A 23,335-nucleotide genomic window follows, 5' to 3' on the forward strand; every position below is an offset into this window, starting at 1 on the left:
ATTAATGAGTAGTAATATTTTTAAAGTTTCACTAGTGGCAGCAACGGTCGCTGCTTCTTTCGGTGCTCATGCAGCGCTTTATAATGTTTATTTGCAAGACCCAGAGGGAACCAGCTCTAGCCTACAAACTTACGGTGTAGCTGTTGCTCCAAATGCAACTAATTGCTGGAGCAGTGCGTGTTCAGATTCTACTTCTGAAATGGCGACAGAAGTTAAGCGCTACCGTGAAGGGTTCCAGTATCGTGATGAGTCACCGTTCTTTTTACCATACGGTTGGACTTACCTTGATGATAATTACGATGGTTTTAGAAATTACTGTCGTAACTTCTTAGGTTACTCAGATTCTTTGTGCGATGACTGGGCTGATAAGCAGTATACGCAAGGTTATGCTAACGAGCGAGGTGGCAACTATACAGGGTCTATTGCTTACTTAAATAGTTCCGCTTTGTACGCAGAGAATACCGTCGCCAATAGTATTGATAATGGCTTTGCAACAGGGAATAGAGCTATTGTAGGTTCTTCTCGTAACGTTGCGTTTACTAGTATCAATGGCACATCAGTTGCTGATTTATCTCTAACTCACAATAGTACGACTTACGCAGAATCACATGCTTGGAAAACGTTGCAGGATGGTAGCACGTACTACACAGTAGGAAGCGTTACTAAAACATCAAACCACGCTACCAGTGATAACAATTCGTATGCCGCGGTTTGGGTCGATGGAGCATTACAAGCTCCGATTGATTGGATCAGTAGTACTACCACAAATAATGGCGATCGTAGAGCTCACGCTAGTGCTCGAGACATTATAAAAGATGGGAATGTTCTATATGCTGTTGGTTATAACTCCGACAGCGATGTGTATTTTAGAGCAACCGTGTTTAAATCGGATAACAATGGTGGAACGAGCTGGACTTCAAAAGCTGTTGATGGTTTCCCTTATGCAACGTCTGAATACGCTAACCAAACGCTACAAGCAGTGAATAACAACGGTATCGCAATTGGTACAGCAAAACTGAACCAAGCCCTTAATGGTGCATATGCGAATACATTGTTTTATGTCGACAACTTAACATCACCAGTCTACAAAGCATTTAGTGGTAGCATCTTTTTTAACGGCGCAAGTGGTAAAGCAGGCGGTATTAACAACTCCAACGATGTAGTTGGTACTATCGACTTTGAAAGTCACAAAGAGACCAATGGTAAACCGCGTGCTAAACGTGCGTTTATCACTAACTTAGGTACTGTCACTGGTTCCGCGCCTATCGGTGGTATTGCACGTTACTTGGATGATCTAACCTATGGTGCTGGTGCTTCCACTGATAACAATCAATATCGCATAATTGAAGCCGCTGACATCAACGACGCGGGTATCATTGCAGCGACAGCGTACTACTGTGCTGGTGGCTTTGACAGTGAAGCTATTGACGCCACATGTAATGCAGGCGCATCACTTGTTGGGGTGAAACTTGTTCCTATCAATGGTCAGACAGCGACAGATATAAGCACTCGTCCTGTTACTCAGGAGACGGTTGAGCGTCAAGGTGGCACAATTGGCTTTATCGCTCTGACTCTATTAGGGTTTCTAGGGTTCCGTAGAAAATAGGTTAAATTTTCAACTAGGGCACAGGTTCACAGTTTTGGATCTGTGCCTTTTTTATACCTTGAATTAAGCGTCATTTTGATCGAATCTTAATGGTGAAGTCATAAAAACTTCACTTCTATCGACTAGTGCTGTGCTAACGATAGTCAGTCTGCGATAGATAAAGTAGTACGTTAAGACACATTTTATGTATGAGGACGACACTATGAAGAGACAAAAGCGTGACCGCTTAGAAAGAGCTCAATCTCAAGGATATAAAGCGGGCCTAAATGGCCGCTCGATGGAGGCATGTCCATACCAGCAGATGGATGCTCGATCTTATTGGCTTGGTGGTTGGCGCGATGCCAGAGAAGATAAACACTCTGGTCTCTACAAATAACACTCACTCTCCACATACGAAATAGGATTTAGCCCCGAAAGGGGCTTTTAATGATGCTATTAATGCACTATAACTAAATGCATTTGGTTCAAAAAAACGACTCCGAAGAGTCGTTTGTTGAAACATTTGCGCTTAAAAAGCAGATGTGTCTTGGAAAAGGCCTACTTTAAGGTCTTTTGCAACGTAAATCTCTTTGCCATCAACTAATACACGGCCATCAGCAAGACCCATTACTAGCTTACGGTTTACTACACGTTTCATGTTAATTTCGTAAGTAACTTTTTTGGCAGTCGGTAGGATTTGGCCAGTAAACTTAACTTCGCCGACACCTAAAGCACGACCTTTACCTTTACCGCCAACCCAGCCAAGGAAGAAACCAACTAGCTGCCACATAGCGTCTAGACCAAGACAACCAGGCATTACTGGGTCGCCAGGGAAGTGGCAATCAAAGAACCATAGATCCGGAGTAATATCTAGTTCTGCTAGAATTAGACCCTTACCGAAATCACCTTCAGTTTCTGACATTTTAGTGATGCGATCCATCATTAGCATATTAGGTGCTGGAAGCTGAGGATAGCCTTCACCAAATAGTTCACCTTGGCTAGATGCTAGAAGATCTTCACGGTTATAAGAATCACGTTTGTTTTGCATTATCAATTACTCCAAATTTTGATAGCAGCATGTTAGTGAACACGTGTACGCTAAACAACTCCGATCAGTAAAAATATGAATTAAAACTCGGTTAAAACAACCAGTTTTTGATGCGTTCCACAATTCCTTGTGGGTGTTCATGTCTTTCAAAGTTTTCAATACGTTGCGCGATTCTACTGATCACACTCTCTTCGTCATCACCACGGAATGGTTTACCCATAATGATTGGAATTGCCTCATCGACGTTAGATACCGACCAGATATGAAATTCGTTATTTTTGATGCTTTCTACCACATCTTTATTAAGCGATAAATGTTTTAAATTCGACTTAGGCAGAATTACACCTTGATCACCTGTAAAGCCGTTATGCTTACACACGTGATAGAAGCCTTCGATTTTCTCGTTGAGACCGCCAACAGCTTGCACACGACCAAATTGGTCTACCGCGCCAGTCACCGCGATCTGCTGATCAATCGGATATTCCGAAAGTGCGCTGACAAAAGAGCAGAGCTCTGCCAACGACGCACTGTCTCCATCTACTTCACTGTATGACTGTTCGAAAACAACCGAAGCAGAATAGGGCAAAGGTTCATCTAAATTGAGTGCACTGCTGACGAAAGCTTGCATGATCATCATGCCTTTGGCGTGTAGATTACCACCAAGTTCCGCTTTGCGTTCCACATCTGAGATATCACCATCACCAAAATGGATTACACAAGAGATTCGTGCTGGTTCGCCGTAAGACATGGGATGCCCAGGAACATCAATAACAGTGAGTCCATTGACCTGACCAATACATTCACCCTCAGTCTCGATGATTACTTGACCGTCCGTAATGTCAGCCAAAGCGCGCTCTGGGAGATAAGATTCACGCTGATATTTATTTGCAATCGCTTGGTCGAGGTCTTGCTCTGAAATGACTTTACCATTTGAGGTGAGCACAGCTTCATTGAGTAATGAAAGGTACCAAAGTGTCTCTATCGGCATGTAGTGCTGATCTTCTGTGTACCTTGCACCTGCAATCATTAAACGGTGAATAGCACCAAAGGAGAGTGTAGGGAGCTGGTATTCATCAACTAGCCAAGCAATATACCCTAAGTAAGTATCTATGCTCTGTTTATTAAGAGGAAGTTCTTGCTCAATCTCTGTAAACATCGCAAGGCCGCAATAAAGCTCTGGTTCAATATATTCGAAATCTGCAATTTGGTGACGGTCACCAACAAGAACAAGCTTGATTTCGTATTGACGACAAGGTTTCTCTACCGCAATTTTGCGAGGATTGGCATTGACAGGGCTAATCTGTTCACCAAGAACAGCAGACTTAATCATCTGCCAACTAGCGGGATTGGCGAGTAATAATGTGACCGGTGTGATCAGATATCCGCCGTCTGCTTTATCTAAAAGCCCTTCAACTTTAGTGACAATGTCACCTTTGTCGTCGCAGGTATATGAACCGACTAAAGTGGCAATGTCTAAAGATTCCGTCGTTAATACCGGTTTGGAACTATCCGTTCTAACTAGACCATCTTTAACGATATTGCGGTAAAAGGCATTGTCGACCGCATTGACCATCAATATACGGTTAAAGCCATTCACGCTACATAGGGTATTAATTGCTTGTTTGAGACGTGGCTGGATGTCAAAAAAATCAACTTTCTCTAGCTGATTAAATCGATTGATTTGAGCGTCATATTGCGAATATTGCGGGGTAACAGCGTGCCAGCTTTCTTGATTCATCAATTCAGTTCATATACGTAAAATGGAGCGAAATTATATAGAAAAATGCTTCTGGTATATATAGATAATTTTATCTCATGATCTTGATCTCTTTTCGATTACAATAGGGATTGTAACTTTGCATGGTTAGGGTTACGCTGTCACCTACAACTGAAACGGAATGACTTTGCAATGAAATATCAACAGCTTGAAAACCTAGAGTGTGGTTGGAAATGGAATTATCTAATCAATAAGTGGAAAGCGGGAGAAGCGATCACTTGCCACATTGATACTAGTGAAGCAGATAGCGCAGTTAACGAGTTACGTCAGTTAGAACACCAACCCATAAAGGTGGTTGAGTGGATAGAAACTCATATGGCTCCTGAACTCGATAACAAGCTCAAACAGGCCATTCGTGCAAAACGTAAACGTCATTTCAATGCAGAACAGATACACACAAAGAAAAAATCTATAGATCTTGATTACCGTGTATGGGAGAAGTTGTCACACCGAGCAAACGAGTTGGGTTGCACTTTATCCGATGCTATAGAGTATCTGCTTTCTGAAGCTTCTCGAAGTGAAAAAGCGAGTAAGGCAGTGAGTAGCCTCAAAGAGGATTTAAGTAAGCTTCTCGATTAATAAGGATAGAACTATGCTATACGTTATTCTTGTCGCATCCGCTATTATATTTTGGTTAGTTGCCGTCGATAGGCCAGTACTTAGAGTGACCTTTACCGAGGGTAAAATTACCAAAGAAAAAGGGCATTTTCCGCCGGGATTTAAACACAATGTTGTTGAAATTGCGGAACGTACGCCATTCAGTGGGGAGCTTAAAGTTTATCAGCAACGTACAGGCACTAAGCTAGTGATGTCTAAGCAGATTCCGAAAAAAATACAGCAGCGTATTCGCAATGTATTCCCATTTCAAGGCTTTACGAGCAAAGGCAAAAAACGCAGCAGTTAAGCTTATACAATGTTTGATACTCTAGATCGTAGCAGTGTCTTGATTAAAAACCACTCACATAAAGCACTATAACTAAACGTTTAGTTAAGAAATCCCTATCTTTAGCTTATTAAACCGGAGTTTTCCAGGGTTGAAGTTGTTGTTACGTTGTAATTTTATCAAGGGATGGATTGAAAGATGATTCAAATCTGAAACACAGCATCATCGATAAATAATTAATCTGTAGTGAACGTATTCACGCAATTAAATTATTATGCTCAATAAACAACACTACCTATTAATTTTGGCTTCTCTATTGGTATTCGAATCATCACAAGCTGAGGAGAACAGCTACCCACTTTCACCATTCATTGGTCAAAATGACGCACACCAATTTCCTGACGATACGTCAAATGGTCAAGCTTCAAAGGGAACGATGCAAGGTATCTATGACGGACTTGAGTTAAATCGAATGTATAGTTGGGACATTGTATTTCAACAGCGCGGAGCTTTAGATTCCGAAAACACGAGCACCGCCTCAATTGTCGAGAGTGCGCTTAAGTACGACTACTTTCTGTCAAATAACTACAGTATCTATGCTCGGCTCGGCGTCGCATATTGGGATTCGAAACAAAGCCAAAGTACGCTGAAAGACGTATCCCCGATGGTTGAAACAGGCTTAACTTATTGGGTTACCGATAAATTTAAGGTTTCTGGTGGATACCAGTACATTGATGAAATTGGTAATTACAACAGCCATACCTTATTGTTGAGCGCCGCATTTACTCTGGGAAGTTCCGTACCACGTTTACCATCTGCGTCATCGACTAACGTCGCAATGTGGCTTGAAGGAAAGGAAATACTTCCTGAGCAAATAGAGACTAAGGGCGAGGGTGCATCAAAGCCTATAACATCGAACATGACGCCAGAAAGCAGATCATTGAACCGATGTGTTGAAATGCGCCTGTTAACGGTAGATGACAGCGAAACATCATGTGAAATCGATACGCTGTAATACCAGTGAGCTGTGTTCTATGATTGGGAGCTTTTTGCTCAAGCACTAAAGTCTGTTGATCCAATTCGCAGAGCTCGATTAGAACAGATCGCTTACAATACGGCTTCGCTATCGATGGGAAAAGAAAAGGAGTTTTGGACCTGTGTTTACAATGCGTTATAGAAAACAATATGTCACTGCATTATTCATGCTCCTTACTTTACCAGCCGGTGCCATGAGTTGGTCTGATCACCTGCGCATCAACAAGCTCATTATCGACGTAAAGCGTTCTCTGTTTGAAGGCATTGGTAAACCAGAGCCGTTAAAAAAAACTCAGCTAGATTCTGGTCATGCAAAATTGAAGATACCAATCGACTGGTTTGTGACGTCGATGAGTCGATGAGCAGGCCATAACGATTATTTCATGCCGTTACCATTATTAAAACCAGCCAGCTAGGCGCTCTTGTCAGTCTGTTTAATGGTGGACTCGAAACTTATAGGCAGTATAACCGCAATAAAGCCGAGGCTTTATTGCGCAAAGACGAACTAGATCAGGAGAAACATCAGGCGAGGGTACGCAGACTTCAACAAGGGGAAGAACAGGCCAGTAGTCTCGATGAAGTCAGCATCCGAGAGCGGGGCTACAAAGACGAATTCATTCTTCTCGTCGTCTTCATACCCTTGATCCTTTCCTTTATCCCCGATTATGCCCCTTACGTTGAACAGGGCTTCAACGCACTGCAGAACATTCCCGAACCGTACTGGTATGTCGTCGGCGCGGTTGTCATCGATACCCTCGGCATGCGTGCCATGGTTCGCTACCTGCTTGAATTCTTCTCAAACAAGTTCAGGGGTAAATGATGGGACTATTTGAAGCACTGCTCACTTCCTTAATCACTGGCCTGGTCTCGAGCGCGGGCACCATCGCCGCGCTCAAAACCGACATCAACTGGATCAAGAAAGTCCAACAAGACCAGGAACAACGAATCCGACAACTGGAGGACAAACATGGCTAAACGATGCTGTAAGTGCAAAGGCCGCAAGCAAAACGGCCAGCTCAATAAGGGCTACACGCTAAGAGGTGGAAGAGTCGTAAAAGCCACCACTCGAAAGCGACGCAAAACCCGCCGCCGACGCTAACCAAAACCGCTCAACAGGGCGGTTTTTAGTGCTTGACGTGCTACGCGTCGCATTATGCACTCGAATTCATTATATAAATCATAAAATGGCAACAATTCAGTCAGTTAAAGTTTATTTTGTTTGGCGTTCTGTTTAGACTGTGGCGCAAGTTAGGCGGCATGTTGTACGCTAATAAGCGTTATGTGTCAGGAGGCATTGGTGGAAGAAAAGAATCAAATAGATCAATTGTTTAATGAGATGGCGGAGCAAGTATTAAGCTTTATAGCTAAGTCTGAATCAGCGATTAACGAAGGTTGGGTGCCAGCAGCTTTTATCAAGCAACAGCTTAATCTTACCAAGAATGCCTACCCGCAAGGTAACAAAACTGACAATAAAACTGGGTGGCTTTTCGCAACGTTAGCTCGCCACTTGCAAGATCAGAACAAAGTGGAATTCAGAAAAATTGGTTCACGATCTTACTATAAATCAAACAGGTAGGTGATAATGTCGTACTCAATAACTAATGTAGTGTGCAAAGAATGTGGCACGAAATATCAGGCAACTCTTAATGGAGTATTTCAAGTTAACGGTGAATATGCTGCAACTTGTACTGCTTGCAACAAGCAAACGTTTTTTATATGGGATGTTGAAGCTGCACCAATTGTATCGACTTTTCCTGAAAATACGTCTCCAGTATATTTTGTAAAAGTCATATAGTTCAGACACATGACAAACAATTTAAGAGTAACTATGTCATTCGTTGTTGTCAGATCTCTATAATATTAACGGAAATATTTTTCTGAAATATGGTGCAATGAGATTGTCCAGCCAACTCATCTAGCAAACACATACTGCATTTAAGAGTCATACCCAACGCCTGGCATGTTTCATTCCATTGTTGGGTTTTGTATTTACGGTAGTGTGGTTTAGTTTCAAAGTAACGTTGTCCACTTCTCACGTGGTTCAATCGCCACGTTAATATGTATCCGTGCTCACTTCAGTATTTCATAATATGCCTGCCGTAGCTCTTTACGTTGATAATCCGAGGTTGTTGTTATAGGATCTAAACATGCACTTAGTGATACGAATCGGTAATTTCTTATGAAAGATGAAAAGAAGAAAAGAGTGACTCAAGCGATGATCTTTCGCTCTGTTGCTAGCTCCACAGCGATTGAGACTGGTGAATCAGTGAAGAAGATCGAACGCAAGTTGAGAGCGAATAAGCATAAATTCGACTCACTTTCACTGGCTGTCTAAAACATCACGAACAAGCCGTTCCATGTGCTGATAATCACCACAAACCCCCGCCTGAATTGCCCGAATATAGAATTCCTTATGTTGATCCCATAAGGAATAGTCTAAAAGCTCATATCCTGCCTCTCGACTCAGGTAGTCCATCAATAGACGACTGATTCTGCCATTTCCCTCTCTAAATGGGTGAATCAGAATAAACTCAACGTGACTTTGAGCTAGGAAAGAAACAAACTCCTTCTGACTAAGCGTCGATATGACCGAGACTTTCGAGCAGTAGTCGTTTTCGAATACTCGGATGGCTCGCTCAATCTGAAGCGGTGCAGCAAACTCAAAATCGCTTTTCCACATTCTGACATTGCGTATCTTGCCAGCCCAAGGGTAAACGTTACCGAACCATTGGCGATGCCAGTCCATCACTGTCTGAAAACTGAAAGGAAACGCTGGCTCATCATCTGAGAATACTTTTTCATACAATTTCACGAGAAGAAAGGCCTCAACGTCGTCCATTTCTGAGACACTGGTGATGGCCAACTTGTTAAGGAGCACCTGTTCGTTAGAACCTGGTTGATATTGAGTTTCAACTGTATCGACGTCATACCTAGACATTAAAAGATCCTAAACAAAAGCTTTCGAGTTAGTGTAAGGTGGTATTAGACAGCGTTCAAGAAGGGCGTCTAATCGCGTACAATGATCAGGCTTACTCTGCGCCTGAGTTATCTGGTGAGAAGAAAAAGAAAGGTAGAACTTATCGGTTATGAAATCACAACCCCAAGCTACAAAAGCGAAAGCCGCTAAAGTCGAAGCGATGAAGAAAATCAAAGCCGCCTATAGCCAAGCTAAGAAAGAAGGTAAGGTGAAATCCTACCAAATCTCCCCGAATCCATAAACGTCGCATAAGCGGCGTTTTTTATACTGGCTCACCAATCCCCATAGAAACATTATTCAGCGTCATCAATCATCCAGGCGTTCGACCAGCTTTTCTTGAACTGTTGCTGTACGGTCGCGCCGAGCTTCTTCCATTCTTTGAGTGCGCTCTTTTTGAAATCGAGTTTATAAGTCATTAACTTTGGTAAATAGTGACATTACAACTTTGCGCCTACAACCTCAGTGCGTATTATGTACGTTATGTTAAATGACATACATGATGAAGCTAAGCCATTGCCCCGTTTGACTTACTCTACTGCGTTTATCGCCTAAGTTATTCAACATAATTGATTTACCATAAAATACCTAATAATCAGTAAGATAATCAAAGATTAATTTACTGATTATTAGCTTCTTCGCTAATGACCAAATTCCAGTTGGTTGTTTTTAGCTTGATTACGCCGCTTCGGTCTGAGACAACGCCTTCAAATTAAGAATGGTTTCCAAGTACACTATAAACGGTGGTTAGAATCGTATTGTGGCTATCGGTTTGTGTGTATTACCAACGATGTTTAATTCTAAATCTTCTAATTTTTCAGCTTCGATTACCCAAGTGTTTACATCTTCAAGCACCTTAACTGAATTATCAGGCGAAATAATTTTCAAATCCGTTGTTGGCTTGTTAATCAATAGGCGATCTTTTGTGCGCTTGGCGGCAAATTCGTTACCGTTAACAGTAAAAGTACAGTTTGTTTTCAATCTGCAATCGATTATTTCCCCTTCGCTGAATGTGATCGTCCGCCAAATAAACGCTGTAAATAGTAGGGTTAACATGATGATTATTTGAACAAAACGTCCGCGCGTCAGTTTTTCAGCTGCCATTTAAGGGGTTCTCCGTGTAACAAACTTCAAAGTTTTAAAATAAAAGGCCAAAACCTGACCGACTGTAAGGTTACTACTCTGTCATTGAATTGTTAAATGCAGTATAGTTGGCGGCTGAAAATGCCACTTTTTTTTAAAATCGGCAAGAATATTTAACCGACTGAATAGGTTCTATTTTCTTAACGGTTTGGGTGGCATTACGACATGTGTCGTGTTGGAAGTAAAGTGTAGTTAATTAGAAATTGGAAGCATGCAAATGAGCCAAGAAAAGCAGCTTGAACAAAACTACAACTATACAGTCGTTCGTCAGTTTACCTTAGTGACTATTCTCTGGGGTATTGTTGGCATGGCTGTTGGTGTTTTGATTGCCGCTCAATTAGTTTGGCCACAGCTAAACTTTGATACGCCGTGGTTGACGTACAGTCGCTTACGTCCTCTGCATACTAATGCGGTTATTTTCGCGTTTGGTACAAGTGCCCTATTCGCAACGTCTTATTACGTTGTTCAGCGTACCTGTCAAACTCGTCTATTTGGTGGCCCTCTTGTCGCCTTCACCTTCTGGGGTTGGCAAGCCATTATTTTAGCAGCAGCAATTACTCTGCCATTAGGTTTTACCTCTGGTAAAGAATACGCTGAGCTAGAATGGCCAATCGATATTGCCATCGCAGTTGTCTGGGTTTCTTATGCGATCGTGTTCTTCGGAACATTGATTACCCGTAAGACCTCGCACATCTACGTAGCAAACTGGTTCTTCGGTGCCTTTATTATCACTGTTGCGGTGCTTCATATCGTAAACAGCATGGCAATCCCTGTCTCGATGGGTAAATCGTACTCGATTTATTCGGGCGCAGTGGATGCGATGGTACAGTGGTGGTACGGTCACAACGCAGTAGGTTTCCTACTGACGGCTGGTTTCCTAGGTATGATGTATTACTTCGTACCTAAGCAAGCTGAACGTCCAGTTTATTCCTACCGTCTGTCTATCGTTCACTTCTGGGCATTGGTTTCCCTGTACATTTGGGCAGGTCCTCACCACCTACATTACACTGCACTTCCAGACTGGACTCAGTCATTAGGTATGGTGATGTCACTTGTTCTATTCGCTCCTTCTTGGGGTGGTATGATTAACGGTATCATGACTCTGTCAGGAGCATGGCACAAACTACGTTATGACCCTATCCTACGTTTCCTAATCGTGTCTCTATCGTTCTACGGCATGTCTACGTTCGAAGGTCCAATGATGTCTATTAAGACAGTTAACGCACTGTCTCACTACACAGACTGGACTATCGGCCACGTACACTCTGGTGCATTAGGTTGGGTTGCTATGGTATCTATCGGTTCGGTATACCACCTAGTTCCTCGCCTATTCGGTCAAGAGCGCATGTACTCTGTTGGCCTAATCAATACGCACTTCTGGTTGGCAACTATCGGTACTGTACTGTACATCGTTGCAATGTGGATTTCGGGTGTTATGCAAGGTCTGATGTGGCGTGCAGTTAACTCTGACGGTACATTGACTTACAGCTTCGTTGAGTCAGTTCAAGCGTCTTACCCATTCTACTTCGTACGTTTCTTAGGTGGTTTCATCTTCCTAGCGGGTATGTTCCTAATGGCATACAACACGTACAAGACGGTAACAGCGCCAAAAGATAGCCTAAAAGCTATCCCTCAGCCGGCATAAGGAGATTTAAAGAATGAGTTCTAATTCTAACAATCGCCACGAAATTGTTGAACGCAATGTCGGTTTACTCGCGATTCTTATCGTTTTTGCTATTAGCTTGGGTGCGCTTGTTGAGATCACTCCGCTAATTTTCCAAAAACAAACTACTGAGCCAGTTGAGAACCTACGTCCTTACACTGCGCTTGAAATGGAAGGTCGTGACGTATACATCCGTGAAGGCTGTAACGTTTGTCACAGTCAGATGATTCGTCCATTCCGTTCTGAAACAGAACGTTACGGTCACTACTCTGTTGCTGGTGAAAGTGTGTATGAGCACCCATTCCTATGGGGTTCTAAGCGTACAGGTCCAGACCTAGCACGCGTGGGCGGTCGTTACTCTGACGAGTGGCACCGTGTACACCTTATTGATCCTCGTGAGTTAGTTCCTGAGTCAAACATGCCTGGTTTCCCATGGCTTGAAGAGAATGTTCTTGATGGTAAGGACACTCAGAAAAAACTAACTATTTTCCGTGATCAATTCGGTGTTCCATACACTGATGAGCAGATCGCTAATGCGTCTAAAGATGTAGAAGGTAAAACTGAGATGGATGCCATCATCGCTTACCTTCAGTCTCTTGGTCACGCAATGAAGTAATTAAGGTGGTATTTATGGACATTGGTACTATTCACAGTATTTGGACCATAGTGCTTTTTGTGAGTTTTATTGGTGTGGTTTGGTGGGCTTACGGTAAGAGCCGTAAAGCTCGTTTCGACGAAGCCGCTAACCTTGTATTCGCTGACGAAGAGCAAGCACCTTCTAAAGAACAAGGAGTGACTAAGCAATGACTACATTTTGGAGTCTTTGGATAATCATCATTACAGTCGGTACACTTCTCGGCTGTGCTGCTGTCCTTTATTGGTGCCTTAAAGATAAAATGGGCGTCGAAGAAGGTGCAGATATGGGTCACGAATACGATGGTATTCGTGAATTGAACAACCCACTTCCTAAGTGGTGGACCTACCTATTTGTTGGTACGTTTGTATTTGCTGCGATTTACCTAACGCTTTACCCAGGTTTAGGTAACTTCAAAGGCGTTCTAGGTTGGCAGAGTTCTGACCAAACTGTACGTTCAGTAGAAGAGTCGAAAGCTTCTATCGCTGCATCACAAGAGAACAAGCATCTAGTTCAATACGCAAAAGAGTTAGACGATGCAGAAGCCTACTTTGGTGAAGCATTTAAGAAACTTGCTTACGTAGATGGTTCATCTGAATTGCGCCCTATCCCAGAAATTGCTGCGGATGGCGAAGCCGTTAAAGTTGGCCAACGTTTGTTCCTGCAAAACTGTTCACAATGTCACGGCTCAGATGCTCGTGGTCAGAAAGGTTTCCCTAACCTAACTGACGACGCATGGCTGTACGGTGGTGAACCTCAGGCTATCGTTTCGACAGTAATGAATGGTCGTATCGGTCAAATGCCGTCATGGAAGGATGCTCTAGGTGAGCAAGGTGTGAAAGAAGTTGTGAGCTACACACTAAGCCTATCTGGTCGTTCTGTGAATGCACGTGAAGCTGAAGCAGGTAAAGCACGTTTTGTTGTATGTGCTGCGTGTCACGGTACTGACGGTAAAGGTAACCCAGCAGTGGGTGCTCCTGACCTAACAGACCAAGACTGGTTGTTCGGTGGCTCTCGCGCGGATGTAACTGAAACAGTTATGAACGGTCGTTCTGGCGTAATGCCAGCTTGGAAAGATATTCTAGGCGAAGACAAAGTTCAGCTAGTTTCAGCTTACGTTTGGAGCTTGAGCAACTCAGATAATAAGTAACATTTCAATAACAGCCCCTTTTTAAGGGGCTGTCTTTCCTTTACAGTTAAAGCCCTAATATCTTTCATTTTTTTCATTGAGAACTTTTTTATGGTAAAGCCTTGGTATAAGCAGTTCTGGCCGTGGTTCCTAATCATTCTGCCACTCACCGTTGTTGTATGGACGATCATTACAGTTATCGTTTTCTCACAGAACTCTGTTTCATTAGTGACTGAGGATTACTATAAAAAAGGCAAAGGCATCAACATCGATATCTCTAAACTGAATGTGGCGAAAGAGCTCGGTCTCAGCGCGGCTGCATTCTCTCAAGATCACGAAGTTGTGATTCAATTTGATAAAGGTCAACTTGATCACTATCCAGCTATAACGGCCATGTTTGCCCACCGTACACTACCGGACCGTGACTTTAGCCGACTACTTACATCTGATGCGAGCGGACAATATCGCTTTAAATTAGATCAAGAGCTTCAAGGACCTTGGTTTATTGAACTTACGCCGCATGATCAACAGTGGCTACTACAAGGGCGCGTCACTTTCCCATCCTCGACTCCAGTACAACTAGCGAACTAATAGCTTATGTGTAAATCGTGTTACCACTGCGGTGAAGAAGTACCAGTCAACACGGACTATAAAGTAGAGATTCTGGGTGATATCAGAGAAATGTGTTGCCCAGGTTGTGAGACTGTCGCTCAAACGATCGTTGATAGTGGTTTAGTCTCGTACTACCAATATCGCACCGCACCTGCCGAAAAAGCAGATCTCGTTCCTGAACAGTTACAAGCATTAATTCACTACGACAATGATGATGTTCAGTCAGAGTTTGTTCGCAATAGCGAACATTGTTCCGAGGTCACTCTCTCGCTTGATGGGGTTTCTTGTGCAGCTTGTGCCTGGTTGATTGAAAAACAGGTATCAAACAAATCGGGTGTGGTCTCTATTCGTGTCAATACAACCACAAACCGTGCTTTGTTGGCTTGGGACAAAACTCAGGTTCGTCTTAGTGAACTGTTGTCGTTAATCCATCAGTTAGGTTATAAAGCTGCACCATTTGAAGCAGATAAGCAGGAGGCCGCTTATCATCAACAGATGAAGCAGTATCTGTATCGACTAGGCATAGCAGGCTTGGCAACGATGCAGGTTATGATGCTCGCGGTTGCGCTCTACCTAGAAGTCTTCGGCGACTTAGAGCCCGAGTTTAAAAACTACTTCCGCTGGGTGAGTCTAATATTTGCCACGCCAGTGATGCTCTACTCTGCTTTGCCGTTTTATATCAACGCGTGGCGAAGTATTCGCAGCCGTACACTCGGTATGGATGTCCCTGTATCCATTGCCATGATCTTCGCCTATTTCGCCAGCTTGGTTGCCACAGTGACTGAAAAAGGAGAAGTGTTCTTCGAATCTATTTCGATGTTTGCATTCTTCTTATTGGTTGGCCGTTTCTTGGAAATGCGCGCACGTCGTAAGGCTGCGGCTGCGAGTGGAAACTTGTTGAAGTTAATCCCTGCGATTGCGAACAAGTTAAATGGTGACCAAGTACCGGTGAAAACGTTGAAAGTCGGTGACCAGATCCGTGTTCTCCCCGGTGAACATATTCCTGCAGACGGTAAGATCATTTCTGGACGCGTCCACATCGACGAATCCATGCTTACAGGTGAGTCTTTACCTGTGGTCAAGCAAGTGGACGACTATGTGTTTGCAGGGACATTAAACGGTGAAGAATCGTTCGAACTTGAAGTGACCTCTTCAAAAGCCGATTCAATGATTTCGAATATTGTTCGTCTTCAGGATGAAGCGCAGCTATCTAAGCCAAAAATTGCAGAGATCGCTGATATTGTTGCACGCTATTTTGTAGCGGTGATCCTCATTATTGCCGCAGGCACTTGGTTTTTCTGGCACTCAAGTCGCCCAGATGACGCGTTTTGGATCATGTTATCAGTTTTGGTTGCGACGTGTCCGTGCGCGCTTTCGCTTGCTACGCCGACCGCTTTGACATGTGCGACATCCAGAATGGGTAACCTCGGCATCTTGCTGCGTAAAAGTCATGTATTCGAAACTTTGTGTAAGGTGAACCATCTCATTATCGACAAAACAGGGACACTTACCCATGGCGATATCGAGATCAATGAAGTGGATGTGTACGGTGAACACGATAAACAACAAGTTTTAGCTATTGCTGCGTCACTAGAGTCTCGCGCTAACCACCCTATTGCTCGCGCATTTAAACAATACGCCGATACCAACGTTATCGTCGATGACGTAGAAAACGTGATCGGTTCAGGGATTAAGGGACGTTATCAAGGTTCTGTGGTTAAAATCGGTAGTGCACACTATGTGTTGGGTGAAACAAAGCTCGCACAAGCGAATTCGGTTTATCTGTCCTTAGACGGCATTCATGTTGCGACATTTAGTTACCGCGACCCAATACGTGCTGAAGCAAAAGAGTTTGTAGAGAAGTTCCAGCGCTCGGGTGTCAAAATTACGCTTTTGACTGGCGATACCAGTGAAAACGCGCACCTTGTCGCGAGTAAAATTGGTATTCAAGACGTGGTTGCAGGTGCAAAACCACAAGATAAGCTGAATTATCTCAATAATGTTGACGCCAAAGACATTACCATGATGATTGGTGACGGCATTAATGATGCTCCTACGCTTGCCGGCGCTCATCTATCGGTGGCAATGGGCGGTGGTGCTGACGTCGCTAAAGCCTCCGCAGACATGGTGTTACTCGGTGACAGGCTTGACCGAATTTTGGCAGCTCGTGAACTGGCTTTGCAAACACGTAAGATCATTCGCGAAAACCTGGCTTGGTCGCTTGGTTACAACCTTCTGATCCTGCCACTTGCAGTTGCGGGATTTGTTGCCCCCTATTTTGCAGTTGTCGGTATGTCTGCGAGCTCAATTATTGTAGTATCTAACTCTCTACGCTTGCTCAAAGAAAAAGGTAAATAGATGGAAAGCCTTTATATCCTCATCCCTATTGCTATCGTGCTGGTCTGTGTCGCTGTTGCGGTCTTTCTGTGGGCGGTAAGAAGTGAGCAATTTGAAGATCTTGAACGTCAAGGTCATAACATTTTGTTTGATGAAGACGAACGTAAAGAGAACCCGCCTAAGTGAGCATTGATTGGTTAGGTGCTTTTTTCATTGGCCTTGTGGGCGCTGGCCACTGCATGGGAATGTGTGGAGGTATCGCGTCCATGCTGACAATGGGACAATCGCAACCATCGAAATGGGTTCCGTTGTTCTATAACAGTGGTCGCTTAATTAGCTACGCTGTCATTGGCGCCATCGTAGGTGGCGCCTTTTCGACAATTTCACAAGTTAGCCAAGTTAACGATGCATTGATTTGGTTAAGACTTGCCGCTGCGCTATTTATGGTTTTATTGGCCTGTTACATTGGTCGTTGGTGGCAAGGCTTACTTCACATCGAAAAACTTGGCCAAGTTATCTGGCGATTTATATCCCCCGCAGGTAAATCCTTGTTGCCACTGAAATCTTCACTCCATGCGCTTCCATTTGGATTTGTTTGGGGTTGGCTTCCATGTGGACTCGTGTATTCAACGTTAACATGGTCAGCCGTATCCGGAAGTGCACTCAACGGTGCGTTAGTCATGCTAGCATTTGGGGCCGGAACCCTACCCGCGATGCTACTTGTAGGACATGCAGCGACCTCACTCCATAAGCTGCAAAACTCTGATATATTTCGTCACATTGTTGCATTTACTATCTTAATCTATGGCCTATATACAGGCTATGGTGCACTGTCTTTACTTAACATTAGTTTTTAGTCAGCTGTTTTTATGCGCTTTTTTCCACTATCCTTTAGTCGTAATGGGTGCTAAAATATTGATGTATATCAAATAGTGAAAGGTTGTTATGATTTCTGAAAAGCCTGCAACAAAGCGCATTCAATCTGGTGGTTGTGCAATCCACTGTCAAGACTGTAGTATCAGTCAGCTTTGTATTCCGTTTACGCTCAATGAATCTGAACTCGATCAACTCGATCAGATCATCGAGCGTAAAAAGCCAATCCAGAAAGGACAGGAATTGTTTAAAGCAGGAGATGACCTTAAATCTCTTTATGCAATCCGTTCAGGTACGATCAAAAGTTACACCATCACAGAACAAGGAGATGAGCAGATTACTGCTTTCCACCTAGCGGGTGACCTAGTAGGTTTTGATGCAATTACTGGTGATTTGCACCCTAGCTTTGCTCAAGCGCTAGAAACCTCGATGGTTTGTGAAATTCCGTACGAAATCCTTGATGACCTTTCAGGTAAAATGCCGAAATTACGTCAGCAAATCATGCGTTTGATGAGTAACGAAATCAAAGGCGATCAGGAGATGATTCTTCTACTATCGAAGAAGAATGCCGAAGAGCGTTTAGCTGCATTCTTGTACAACCTTTCTACTCGTTTCTCTCAACGTGGTTTTAGTCCACGTGAATTCCGTCTTACCATGACTCGTGGTGATATCGGTAACTATCTTGGACTTACCGTCGAAACGATTTCTCGTCTCTTGGGCCGTTTCCAAAAGTCGGAAATTCTAAGTGTTAAGGGTAAATACATTACTATTCTTAACCACGATGCGCTTATGGAATTGGCGGGCGTTTCAAAAGAATCATAATAATTTTCAATGATGTAGCTCGTTTTTCAGCATGATGATGAGCTACATCAAACTTCTCTTACATTCCTCCAATTATTTCTAAAACTCTACGTCCAACTAAGCTACATTAATCATATGCCCTCCTCGTCTCTAAGGAGTCAATATGAGTATCTACAATAAGATTTTGGTCGTTGCTGACATTAATAAAGATGAACAGCCAGCCTTAGCTCGTGCTATGCAACTTGCAGCGAAAAGTCGATCTCCAAGCCGGGTAACCTTCTTTCTTTCTATCTACGATTTTTCCTATGACATGACGTCCATGTTATCTGTCGATGAACGCGACGCAATGCGTCGTGGAGTCATTCAGCAGCGCGAACAATGGATGCGTAAAATCGCCAAAGATTACATTAATGACGAGGTCGACTTCGATGTTCGCGTGGTATGGCACAACCGCCCTTATGAGGCGATTATTGCTGAGGTATTTGCCGGCGAACACGACATTGTGATTAAGGGAACACGTAAACACGATGTGCTCGAGTCGGTGATTTTCACTCCCACCGACTGGCATCTATTACGTAAATGTCCATGCCCTGTTCTGCTAGTGAAGAACGCTGATTGGCCAGCAGATGCGAGTATCTTGGCTTCCGTTCACGTTGGTTCAGAGAACGATACCCACCTTGGTCTAAACGATGCCATGGTAGAACAGCTCAATAGCCTCACTGAGCGGTTAGGCGCGAAGCCTTATCTGGTCAATGCGTACCCTGTTACTCCAGCAAACATTACGATTGAGTTACCAGAATTCGATCCAGCGACCTATACCGACGCGGTACGTGGACATCATCTTACTGCGATGAAAGCTCTGCGTCAGAAACACGGTTATGACGAAGAACAAACCGTTGTAGAACAAGGATTGCCTGAAGACATCATTCCTGAGGCCGCTGAGCGACTCAATGCTGCGATGGTTATCATTGGCACAACGGGTAGAACAGGATTGTCAGCCGTCTTTATTGGTAACACGGCAGAGCACGTGATCGATAAGATTAATTGCGATGTGATGGCGTTGAAACCACAAGGTTATATCAGCCCGCTCGATCCAAAAACCGCTATCTAGCGTAAAGCCTCTCTCTCCGTCCCCTCTTAGAGGGGACTTTTTTTTGTTCTCCGCTGAATAGATCTAGCATCTGTTCTATTTATCCGTATCATACGCACTTCATTTTGTTTTGAAGATTGATGAAGACTGCAAGCTAATGACCGAGCAAACTCAAGAGCGTACTAAAGCTCAACAATATAATTTTAACAAGCTACAAAAGCGTATTCGCCGCAATACAGGCCAAGCGATCCAAGACTTCAATATGATTGAAGATGGTGACCGTATCATGGTGTGTTTATCTGGCGGTAAAGATAGCTTTACTATGCTTGATATCCTAATGAGCTTACAAAAGAGCGCGCCGATTTCGTTTTCGCTAGTTGCAGTTAACCTTGACCAGAAACAGCCAGGTTTCCCAGGTCACATCCTTCCTGAATACCTTGAATCTCTCGGCGTTGAGTACAAAATTGTCGAAGAAGACACTTACTCAATCGTTCAGGACAAGATCCCAGAAGGCAAAACAACCTGTTCACTTTGCTCTCGTTTGCGCCGTGGCATCCTTTACCGTACCGCTAACGAACTCGGTGCGACGAAAATCGCATTAGGCCATCACCGTGATGACATTCTAGAAACTCTATTCTTGAACATGTTCCATGGCGGAAAAATGAAGGGAATGCCTCCTAAGTTGGTATCAGATAATGGCGAACACGTTGTCATTCGTCCGCTCGCATACTGCCGCGAAAAAGATATCATCAAATATTCAGAGATGCGTGAATACCCTATCATTCCTTGTAACCTTTGTGGTTCACAGCCTAATTTGCAGCGTCAAAACATCAAGCAGATGCTCAATGATTGGGACAAACGCTTCCCTGGTCGTATCGAGACGATGTTCCGTGCAATGCAAAATGTCGTACCAAGCCACCTTGCTGACTTCGAATTATTTGATTTCAAATCGATCGACAAAAACTCTGGTGTAATCAACGGTGGTGATATTGGTTTCGATAAAGAAGAAATGCCAACTCAGACTGTTCAAGACCCAGATATGGTTCACGAGTTTGATCCAAGCCTTCAGCTTAATGTCACCAACATCTAATCCGAATAAAAAGGGTCGCAATGCGACCCTTTTTTCATTTTGCTTTAGGCAAGTACGGCAGCACACGCGCTGTCTCTTGCGGCAAGGTCATAAAGCCTCCCTCACCAATATCATCTAGAGAGACTTGAACTTTACCATCAATAATGGGTTTTGATTTACCGTTAGAAAAAACGATTTTTGAATTCAGTTTGTCTGCAAACTCAAGTGTCACACCTTCGACATCAGGTGTGAACCAACTAGCAAACATGCCCCCTAACTGCTCTAAAATAGCCTGCATTTGTGGCAGGAGAACTTTCACCTGATCGTACGTGACATTGTCACTCATTGGTTGTTTGGTCATCACGACCATAGAAAAGTCACAGCGCATATCCATCGGCGTATGGACAAAAACCAAAGGGTTAGCCGATCGTAAGTTATCGTCTAGAGGAACAATCACTTCGTTATATGGCGAAACCTTAAGGTCTTCGTAGTGTTCTTCTTTCTCCATCCAGGCTTTTTCGATATTACACAATTGTTTGGTATTAGCGTTAAGGAAGAAGAACCCTACTTTTACATCATCATGTCCCTCTTTCGCATTCTGCTTCATGTGTGAGTAGAGCTTTGAGTAGGTGAACATGTATTCTTGAGCTTGAGCAGGTAAAACAGCCGCACCCGTTAGCGCTGCGGCCAAAATCATTGACGTTACTTTCTTCATGAAATTATATACTTATTGTTTGACGATCGGATTTTCCCAGAAGCTCTGATTGTGCCTGATCATGCTTTGTAAATCGTTGACGTAGGCCTCACCTCGTTCAGAGTACTTCAGTAATCCATTGGACAGCGCCATTGCAGCCTCAGTATCAGTCAAGCTTTGTCCGGCAAGATGTCGTTGATAACGAATTTCTCTCAGCTCTTCATAAGCGTTATTGCGATTGACGTTCATAAAATAGCCGTAAATCGACTGCTGAACCGAACTGAACTTAGCCACTTCATGGGTCATGCCGTCGCCACGTTGAAGAGGGACAAGCCCACAACCTGACTGATAACACCATTGTCCAAAGTAGTTATTGGCTTCGGTGGCAAAACGCGAAGTGCCCCACGCCGATTCATTTGCGCCTTGAACCAAAACCAGTGCTTCAGGTATGACGTCGACACGGTGAAGCATATCGTCGAGCCACTGTTGCGATATTCCGTCAGAAGGCAGTTCAACATTGTAGAGCTTGCCTAAACGCTGTGCGTAAGACTTATCCGCATCGTCGAGCGATTGTTGCAAGTAGTTCTGCTGAATTGAATCTAAGCGCAGTCGCTCGTTTCTCACTCTCTGGTTTTCGAGTGCGATACCAGGTCGAAGGTAGTCAAAGAATGCCTGCTTCTTTTGTTTTACATCGGTGATGGCAGCGAAGTTAGGTGCGCTACCTACAGCTGACGGCTTAACCTTCTGCTGCATCTCTGTTGCAACCGCTGCCACTCTCTTTTTTTCGCGCTCTTCTGCGGCATTTCGTTCGTACCCATAAAGAGAGCAGCCAGCAATAATACTCGCCGCAGCAATCGCTATAAATTCACTTTTACGCATTGAACACTTGTGGATCGTTGTCATTATCGTCTTCATCTTTTGGTCGGTCTGAGGCAATGATTTTTAGTTTGATGCCAAACATGTTGCGGTAAACAATCCCCTTAACATGGAAGAAAAACGGCAACACAAATATTAGACCTAAGCCGTAAAACATCATGCCGAGCACAAACATAATCGACACAACAATATAGATTCCCGCCAGAGCAAATATCTTTTTGTTCACCGCACGCAGAGAAAGCAGCAGTGATTGCATTGGGGGAATTTGTTTCTCACAGATTAAAAGAATCGAGTTACTGAATGCCAGCGACAAATACAAAGATAGGAACGGAAATATCATTCCTGCGATACCTTGTAGTAATAAACTGAACAGTGTAGCCAGAATGACAGGTACGGTATACTGCAACCCTTTACCAATATGGCGTGGTTTGGTGGCAAGGCCCGAAGCGTGGCTCATCGCCATTAAACTAATCCCCGCATAGATAGGCGCGCTGATGACTTCATAGCTAAAGTTAGCAATCATGATGGCGTTGAAGATACTTGGATCAAATGCCTCTGGATTAGTAAAAGCATCAATAATGATACCAGGGTTACCCAGTTGCAGCTTTAGTGCTATGTAGAAAATCGCCAGTTGTAAGGCGATCAAAATAATGATCGAAGGTGAAAATGAAAGGAAGTTTTTAACGGTATGTTGCCATGCTTCCTTAAACACGTCTCCTGCTTTAAGGTCATAGTCGCCGGACAAAGCACGCTCTACGCTACCGCCCAAATTGAAGTCTTTTTCAATGTCGTTGTTCATTCTTGAATCCAGTGGCTGGTTGTACGTTCATTCCAGCCAACTTGTTAATAGAAAATTTCGGCTATTATACTGCAACACTAAGCGGTCTAAAATCGAATCTCAATGATGAGCTTGCTTTCTCAATTGTTTGGATGATAATTAACCACTAATGCGTCATCTAATTGCATTTATCTTACTCTAAGGCAAAGAAAAATAACCCTTATCTGCAAGCCATTACCCATATATAGAGAGTATGGTAAGGAATGTTTAATTAAGCCTGCAAAATTTTTTGTGTTTCAGGATAAGAAAATGCTTTGAATTCACACTTTTGATG

General features: G+C 43.5%; 28 protein-coding genes and 2 pseudogenes. 22 read left to right on the plus strand and 8 right to left on the minus strand.

Going from position 1 to position 23,335, the window contains the following annotated elements:
* Window positions 1-4: 4 nt before the first annotated feature.
* Together ACQEXT_RS08010 and rmf are read left to right on the plus strand one after the other, a co-directional pair.
* Window positions 5-1,606: a DUF3466 family protein gene (locus tag ACQEXT_RS08010; RefSeq protein ID WP_426951422.1), complete on the plus strand. Its 1,602-nt coding sequence runs from the start codon at window positions 5-7 to the stop codon at window positions 1,604-1,606.
* A gap of 202 nt (window positions 1,607-1,808) precedes the next feature.
* Window positions 1,809-1,982: a ribosome modulation factor gene (gene rmf / locus ACQEXT_RS08015; RefSeq protein WP_004414030.1), complete on the plus strand. Its 174-nt coding sequence runs from the start codon at window positions 1,809-1,811 to the stop codon at window positions 1,980-1,982.
* A 132-nt stretch (window positions 1,983-2,114) separates the two neighbouring features.
* Here the strand turns inward: rmf and fabA are convergent, their stop codons facing one another.
* Window positions 2,115-2,633 (minus strand): bifunctional 3-hydroxydecanoyl-ACP dehydratase/trans-2-decenoyl-ACP isomerase, encoded by a 519-nt coding sequence (gene fabA, locus ACQEXT_RS08020; protein WP_138972371.1) that lies wholly within the window; start codon window positions 2,631-2,633, stop codon window positions 2,115-2,117.
* A gap of 91 nt (window positions 2,634-2,724) precedes the next feature.
* Window positions 2,725-4,371, minus strand: coding sequence for a S16 family serine protease (locus tag ACQEXT_RS08025; protein WP_138972372.1), 1,647 nt, complete (start codon window positions 4,369-4,371; stop codon window positions 2,725-2,727).
* A gap of 171 nt (window positions 4,372-4,542) precedes the next feature.
* Between ACQEXT_RS08025 and matP the strand changes: the two genes are divergently transcribed.
* From matP to ACQEXT_RS08065, 8 genes and pseudogenes are all read left to right on the plus strand, one after another.
* A complete protein-coding gene (gene matP / locus ACQEXT_RS08030) occupies window positions 4,543-4,989 on the plus strand; it encodes a macrodomain Ter protein MatP (protein ID WP_331416269.1) in 447 nt (148 codons plus the stop codon).
* A gap of 13 nt (window positions 4,990-5,002) precedes the next feature.
* Window positions 5,003-5,314 (plus strand): DUF3634 family protein, encoded by a 312-nt coding sequence (locus ACQEXT_RS08035; RefSeq protein WP_138972374.1) that lies wholly within the window; start codon window positions 5,003-5,005, stop codon window positions 5,312-5,314.
* Between the two features lie 253 nt (window positions 5,315-5,567).
* Window positions 5,568-6,308 (plus strand): outer membrane beta-barrel protein, encoded by a 741-nt coding sequence (locus tag ACQEXT_RS08040; RefSeq protein WP_426951423.1) that lies wholly within the window; start codon window positions 5,568-5,570, stop codon window positions 6,306-6,308.
* Window positions 6,309-6,495: 187 nt separating this feature from the next.
* Window positions 6,496-6,730, plus strand: a pseudogene (locus ACQEXT_RS08045) (Txe/YoeB family addiction module toxin).
* Window positions 6,726-7,148 carry a hypothetical protein gene (locus ACQEXT_RS08050; RefSeq protein ID WP_426951490.1) on the plus strand — a complete coding sequence of 141 codons (423 nt, stop codon included), beginning with the start codon at window positions 6,726-6,728 and terminating at the stop codon, window positions 7,146-7,148. The pseudogene ACQEXT_RS08045 and the gene ACQEXT_RS08050 overlap by 5 nt, the downstream one beginning before the upstream one ends.
* Complete coding sequence (locus tag ACQEXT_RS08055; protein ID WP_426951497.1) at window positions 7,145-7,303, plus strand: hypothetical protein; 159 nt, start codon at window positions 7,145-7,147, stop codon at window positions 7,301-7,303. The genes ACQEXT_RS08050 and ACQEXT_RS08055 overlap by 4 nt, the downstream gene beginning before the upstream one ends.
* Window positions 7,304-7,625: 322 nt before the next feature.
* A complete protein-coding gene (locus tag ACQEXT_RS08060) occupies window positions 7,626-7,904 on the plus strand; it encodes a hypothetical protein (protein ID WP_426951425.1) in 279 nt (92 codons plus the stop codon).
* Between the two features lie 603 nt (window positions 7,905-8,507).
* Window positions 8,508-8,663, plus strand: a complete 156-nt coding sequence (locus tag ACQEXT_RS08065) for a hypothetical protein (RefSeq protein WP_426951426.1) — start codon at window positions 8,508-8,510, stop codon at window positions 8,661-8,663.
* On the opposite strand, the gene ACQEXT_RS08070 is transcribed toward ACQEXT_RS08065, so the two are convergent.
* Window positions 8,649-9,266: a Fic/DOC family protein gene (locus ACQEXT_RS08070; RefSeq protein WP_426951427.1), complete on the minus strand. Its 618-nt coding sequence runs from the start codon at window positions 9,264-9,266 to the stop codon at window positions 8,649-8,651. The genes ACQEXT_RS08065 and ACQEXT_RS08070 overlap by 15 nt on opposite strands.
* 148 nt (window positions 9,267-9,414) lie before the next feature.
* On the opposite strand from ACQEXT_RS08070, the gene ACQEXT_RS08075 reads away from it, so the two are divergent.
* The gene (locus ACQEXT_RS08075) at window positions 9,415-9,546 is read left to right on the plus strand and encodes a hypothetical protein (RefSeq protein WP_275660970.1); all 132 of its coding nucleotides are present in this window, start codon (window positions 9,415-9,417) and stop codon (window positions 9,544-9,546) included.
* Between the two features lie 68 nt (window positions 9,547-9,614).
* Here ACQEXT_RS08075 and ACQEXT_RS08080 read toward each other — a convergent pair.
* Window positions 9,615-9,721 (minus strand): annotated as a pseudogene (locus ACQEXT_RS08080) (type II toxin-antitoxin system RelE family toxin); the annotation flags it as partial.
* A gap of 328 nt (window positions 9,722-10,049) precedes the next feature.
* A complete protein-coding gene (locus ACQEXT_RS08085) occupies window positions 10,050-10,406 on the minus strand; it encodes a hypothetical protein (protein ID WP_426951429.1) in 357 nt (118 codons plus the stop codon).
* 256 nt (window positions 10,407-10,662) lie between these two features.
* On the opposite strand from ACQEXT_RS08085, the gene ccoN reads away from it, so the two are divergent.
* The 11 genes from ccoN (at window position 10,663) to ttcA (ending at window position 20,674) form a co-directional block, all read left to right on the plus strand.
* Window positions 10,663-12,090 (plus strand): cytochrome-c oxidase, cbb3-type subunit I, encoded by a 1,428-nt coding sequence (ccoN, locus tag ACQEXT_RS08090; protein WP_008079443.1) that lies wholly within the window; start codon window positions 10,663-10,665, stop codon window positions 12,088-12,090.
* A gap of 13 nt (window positions 12,091-12,103) precedes the next feature.
* Entirely contained in the window at window positions 12,104-12,724 is a 621-nt protein-coding gene (gene ccoO, locus ACQEXT_RS08095) for a cytochrome-c oxidase, cbb3-type subunit II (protein WP_006878897.1), read from the plus strand.
* 14 nt (window positions 12,725-12,738) lie between these two features.
* Window positions 12,739-12,915, plus strand: coding sequence for a cbb3-type cytochrome oxidase subunit 3 (locus tag ACQEXT_RS08100; RefSeq protein ID WP_331416286.1), 177 nt, complete (start codon window positions 12,739-12,741; stop codon window positions 12,913-12,915).
* Window positions 12,912-13,892, plus strand: a complete 981-nt coding sequence (ccoP, locus tag ACQEXT_RS08105; protein WP_426951430.1) for a cytochrome-c oxidase, cbb3-type subunit III — start codon at window positions 12,912-12,914, stop codon at window positions 13,890-13,892. The genes ACQEXT_RS08100 and ccoP overlap by 4 nt, the downstream gene beginning before the upstream one ends.
* Before the next feature lie 90 nt (window positions 13,893-13,982).
* Window positions 13,983-14,462: a FixH family protein gene (locus ACQEXT_RS08110; protein ID WP_331426500.1), complete on the plus strand. Its 480-nt coding sequence runs from the start codon at window positions 13,983-13,985 to the stop codon at window positions 14,460-14,462.
* A gap of 6 nt (window positions 14,463-14,468) precedes the next feature.
* Window positions 14,469-16,841 (plus strand): heavy metal translocating P-type ATPase, encoded by a 2,373-nt coding sequence (locus ACQEXT_RS08115; protein ID WP_426951431.1) that lies wholly within the window; start codon window positions 14,469-14,471, stop codon window positions 16,839-16,841.
* Window positions 16,842-17,006, plus strand: a complete 165-nt coding sequence (gene ccoS, locus ACQEXT_RS08120; protein WP_138971890.1) for a cbb3-type cytochrome oxidase assembly protein CcoS — start codon at window positions 16,842-16,844, stop codon at window positions 17,004-17,006.
* The gene (locus ACQEXT_RS08125; RefSeq protein WP_426951432.1) at window positions 17,003-17,677 is read left to right on the plus strand and encodes a sulfite exporter TauE/SafE family protein; all 675 of its coding nucleotides are present in this window, start codon (window positions 17,003-17,005) and stop codon (window positions 17,675-17,677) included. The genes ccoS and ACQEXT_RS08125 overlap by 4 nt, the downstream gene beginning before the upstream one ends.
* 88 nt (window positions 17,678-17,765) lie before the next feature.
* Entirely contained in the window at window positions 17,766-18,515 is a 750-nt protein-coding gene (locus ACQEXT_RS08130) for an FNR family transcription factor (RefSeq protein ID WP_138971892.1), read from the plus strand.
* A 142-nt stretch (window positions 18,516-18,657) separates the two neighbouring features.
* Window positions 18,658-19,605, plus strand: a complete 948-nt coding sequence (gene uspE / locus ACQEXT_RS08135; RefSeq protein WP_426951433.1) for a universal stress protein UspE — start codon at window positions 18,658-18,660, stop codon at window positions 19,603-19,605.
* A gap of 136 nt (window positions 19,606-19,741) precedes the next feature.
* On the plus strand, window positions 19,742-20,674 hold the full coding sequence (gene ttcA / locus ACQEXT_RS08140; protein ID WP_269376474.1) for a tRNA 2-thiocytidine(32) synthetase TtcA: 933 nt from the start codon (window positions 19,742-19,744) through the stop codon (window positions 20,672-20,674).
* A gap of 34 nt (window positions 20,675-20,708) precedes the next feature.
* On the opposite strand, the gene ACQEXT_RS08145 is transcribed toward ttcA, so the two are convergent.
* Genes ACQEXT_RS08145 through ACQEXT_RS08155 form a run of 3 tightly spaced genes read right to left on the minus strand, consistent with a single transcriptional unit; the run spans window position 20,709 to window position 23,022 of the window.
* On the minus strand, window positions 20,709-21,368 hold the full coding sequence (locus tag ACQEXT_RS08145; RefSeq protein ID WP_426951435.1) for a DUF2987 domain-containing protein: 660 nt from the start codon (window positions 21,366-21,368) through the stop codon (window positions 20,709-20,711).
* A gap of 12 nt (window positions 21,369-21,380) precedes the next feature.
* The gene (locus ACQEXT_RS08150) at window positions 21,381-22,226 is read right to left on the minus strand and encodes a glucosaminidase domain-containing protein (protein WP_426951492.1); all 846 of its coding nucleotides are present in this window, start codon (window positions 22,224-22,226) and stop codon (window positions 21,381-21,383) included.
* Window positions 22,219-23,022 carry a hypothetical protein gene (locus ACQEXT_RS08155; RefSeq protein ID WP_426951436.1) on the minus strand — a complete coding sequence of 268 codons (804 nt, stop codon included), beginning with the start codon at window positions 23,020-23,022 and terminating at the stop codon, window positions 22,219-22,221. The genes ACQEXT_RS08150 and ACQEXT_RS08155 overlap by 8 nt, the downstream gene beginning before the upstream one ends.
* Window positions 23,023-23,335 lie beyond the last annotated feature (313 nt).

Source organism: Vibrio sp. TRT 29B02, from assembly GCF_050113655.1.
GTDB lineage: Bacteria > Pseudomonadota > Gammaproteobacteria > Enterobacterales > Vibrionaceae > Vibrio.

Bases quoted from the DNA above. Each gene is read 5' to 3' on its own strand.
- ACQEXT_RS08025 (WP_138972372.1), bottom strand. From the start codon at position 4,371: ATGAATCAAGAAAGCTGGCACGCTGTTACCCCGCAATATTCGCAATAT.
- ccoS (WP_138971890.1), top strand. From the start codon at position 16,842: ATGGAAAGCCTTTATATCCTCATCCCTATTGCTATCGTGCTGGTCTGT.
- ACQEXT_RS08075 (WP_275660970.1), top strand. From the start codon at position 9,415: ATGAAATCACAACCCCAAGCTACAAAAGCGAAAGCCGCTAAAGTCGAA.
- matP (WP_331416269.1), top strand. From the start codon at position 4,543: ATGAAATATCAACAGCTTGAAAACCTAGAGTGTGGTTGGAAATGGAAT.
- ACQEXT_RS08145 (WP_426951435.1), bottom strand. From the start codon at position 21,368: ATGAAGAAAGTAACGTCAATGATTTTGGCCGCAGCGCTAACGGGTGCG.
- ACQEXT_RS08055 (WP_426951497.1), top strand. From the start codon at position 7,145: ATGATGGGACTATTTGAAGCACTGCTCACTTCCTTAATCACTGGCCTG.
- ACQEXT_RS08035 (WP_138972374.1), top strand. From the start codon at position 5,003: ATGCTATACGTTATTCTTGTCGCATCCGCTATTATATTTTGGTTAGTT.
- ACQEXT_RS08155 (WP_426951436.1), bottom strand. From the start codon at position 23,022: ATGAACAACGACATTGAAAAAGACTTCAATTTGGGCGGTAGCGTAGAG.
- uspE (WP_426951433.1), top strand. From the start codon at position 18,658: ATGAGTATCTACAATAAGATTTTGGTCGTTGCTGACATTAATAAAGAT.
- ttcA (WP_269376474.1), top strand. From the start codon at position 19,742: ATGACCGAGCAAACTCAAGAGCGTACTAAAGCTCAACAATATAATTTT.
- ACQEXT_RS08100 (WP_331416286.1), top strand. From the start codon at position 12,739: ATGGACATTGGTACTATTCACAGTATTTGGACCATAGTGCTTTTTGTG.
- ACQEXT_RS08085 (WP_426951429.1), bottom strand. From the start codon at position 10,406: ATGGCAGCTGAAAAACTGACGCGCGGACGTTTTGTTCAAATAATCATC.
- ACQEXT_RS08110 (WP_331426500.1), top strand. From the start codon at position 13,983: ATGGTAAAGCCTTGGTATAAGCAGTTCTGGCCGTGGTTCCTAATCATT.
- ccoO (WP_006878897.1), top strand. From the start codon at position 12,104: ATGAGTTCTAATTCTAACAATCGCCACGAAATTGTTGAACGCAATGTC.
- ACQEXT_RS08070 (WP_426951427.1), bottom strand. From the start codon at position 9,266: ATGTCTAGGTATGACGTCGATACAGTTGAAACTCAATATCAACCAGGT.
- ACQEXT_RS08115 (WP_426951431.1), top strand. From the start codon at position 14,469: ATGTGTAAATCGTGTTACCACTGCGGTGAAGAAGTACCAGTCAACACG.
- ACQEXT_RS08150 (WP_426951492.1), bottom strand. From the start codon at position 22,226: ATGCGTAAAAGTGAATTTATAGCGATTGCTGCGGCGAGTATTATTGCT.
- ACQEXT_RS08040 (WP_426951423.1), top strand. From the start codon at position 5,568: ATGCTCAATAAACAACACTACCTATTAATTTTGGCTTCTCTATTGGTA.
- ccoN (WP_008079443.1), top strand. From the start codon at position 10,663: ATGAGCCAAGAAAAGCAGCTTGAACAAAACTACAACTATACAGTCGTT.
- rmf (WP_004414030.1), top strand. From the start codon at position 1,809: ATGAAGAGACAAAAGCGTGACCGCTTAGAAAGAGCTCAATCTCAAGGA.
- fabA (WP_138972371.1), bottom strand. From the start codon at position 2,633: ATGCAAAACAAACGTGATTCTTATAACCGTGAAGATCTTCTAGCATCT.
- ACQEXT_RS08010 (WP_426951422.1), top strand. From the start codon at position 5: ATGAGTAGTAATATTTTTAAAGTTTCACTAGTGGCAGCAACGGTCGCT.
- ACQEXT_RS08130 (WP_138971892.1), top strand. From the start codon at position 17,766: ATGATTTCTGAAAAGCCTGCAACAAAGCGCATTCAATCTGGTGGTTGT.
- ACQEXT_RS08065 (WP_426951426.1), top strand. From the start codon at position 8,508: ATGAAAGATGAAAAGAAGAAAAGAGTGACTCAAGCGATGATCTTTCGC.
- ccoP (WP_426951430.1), top strand. From the start codon at position 12,912: ATGACTACATTTTGGAGTCTTTGGATAATCATCATTACAGTCGGTACA.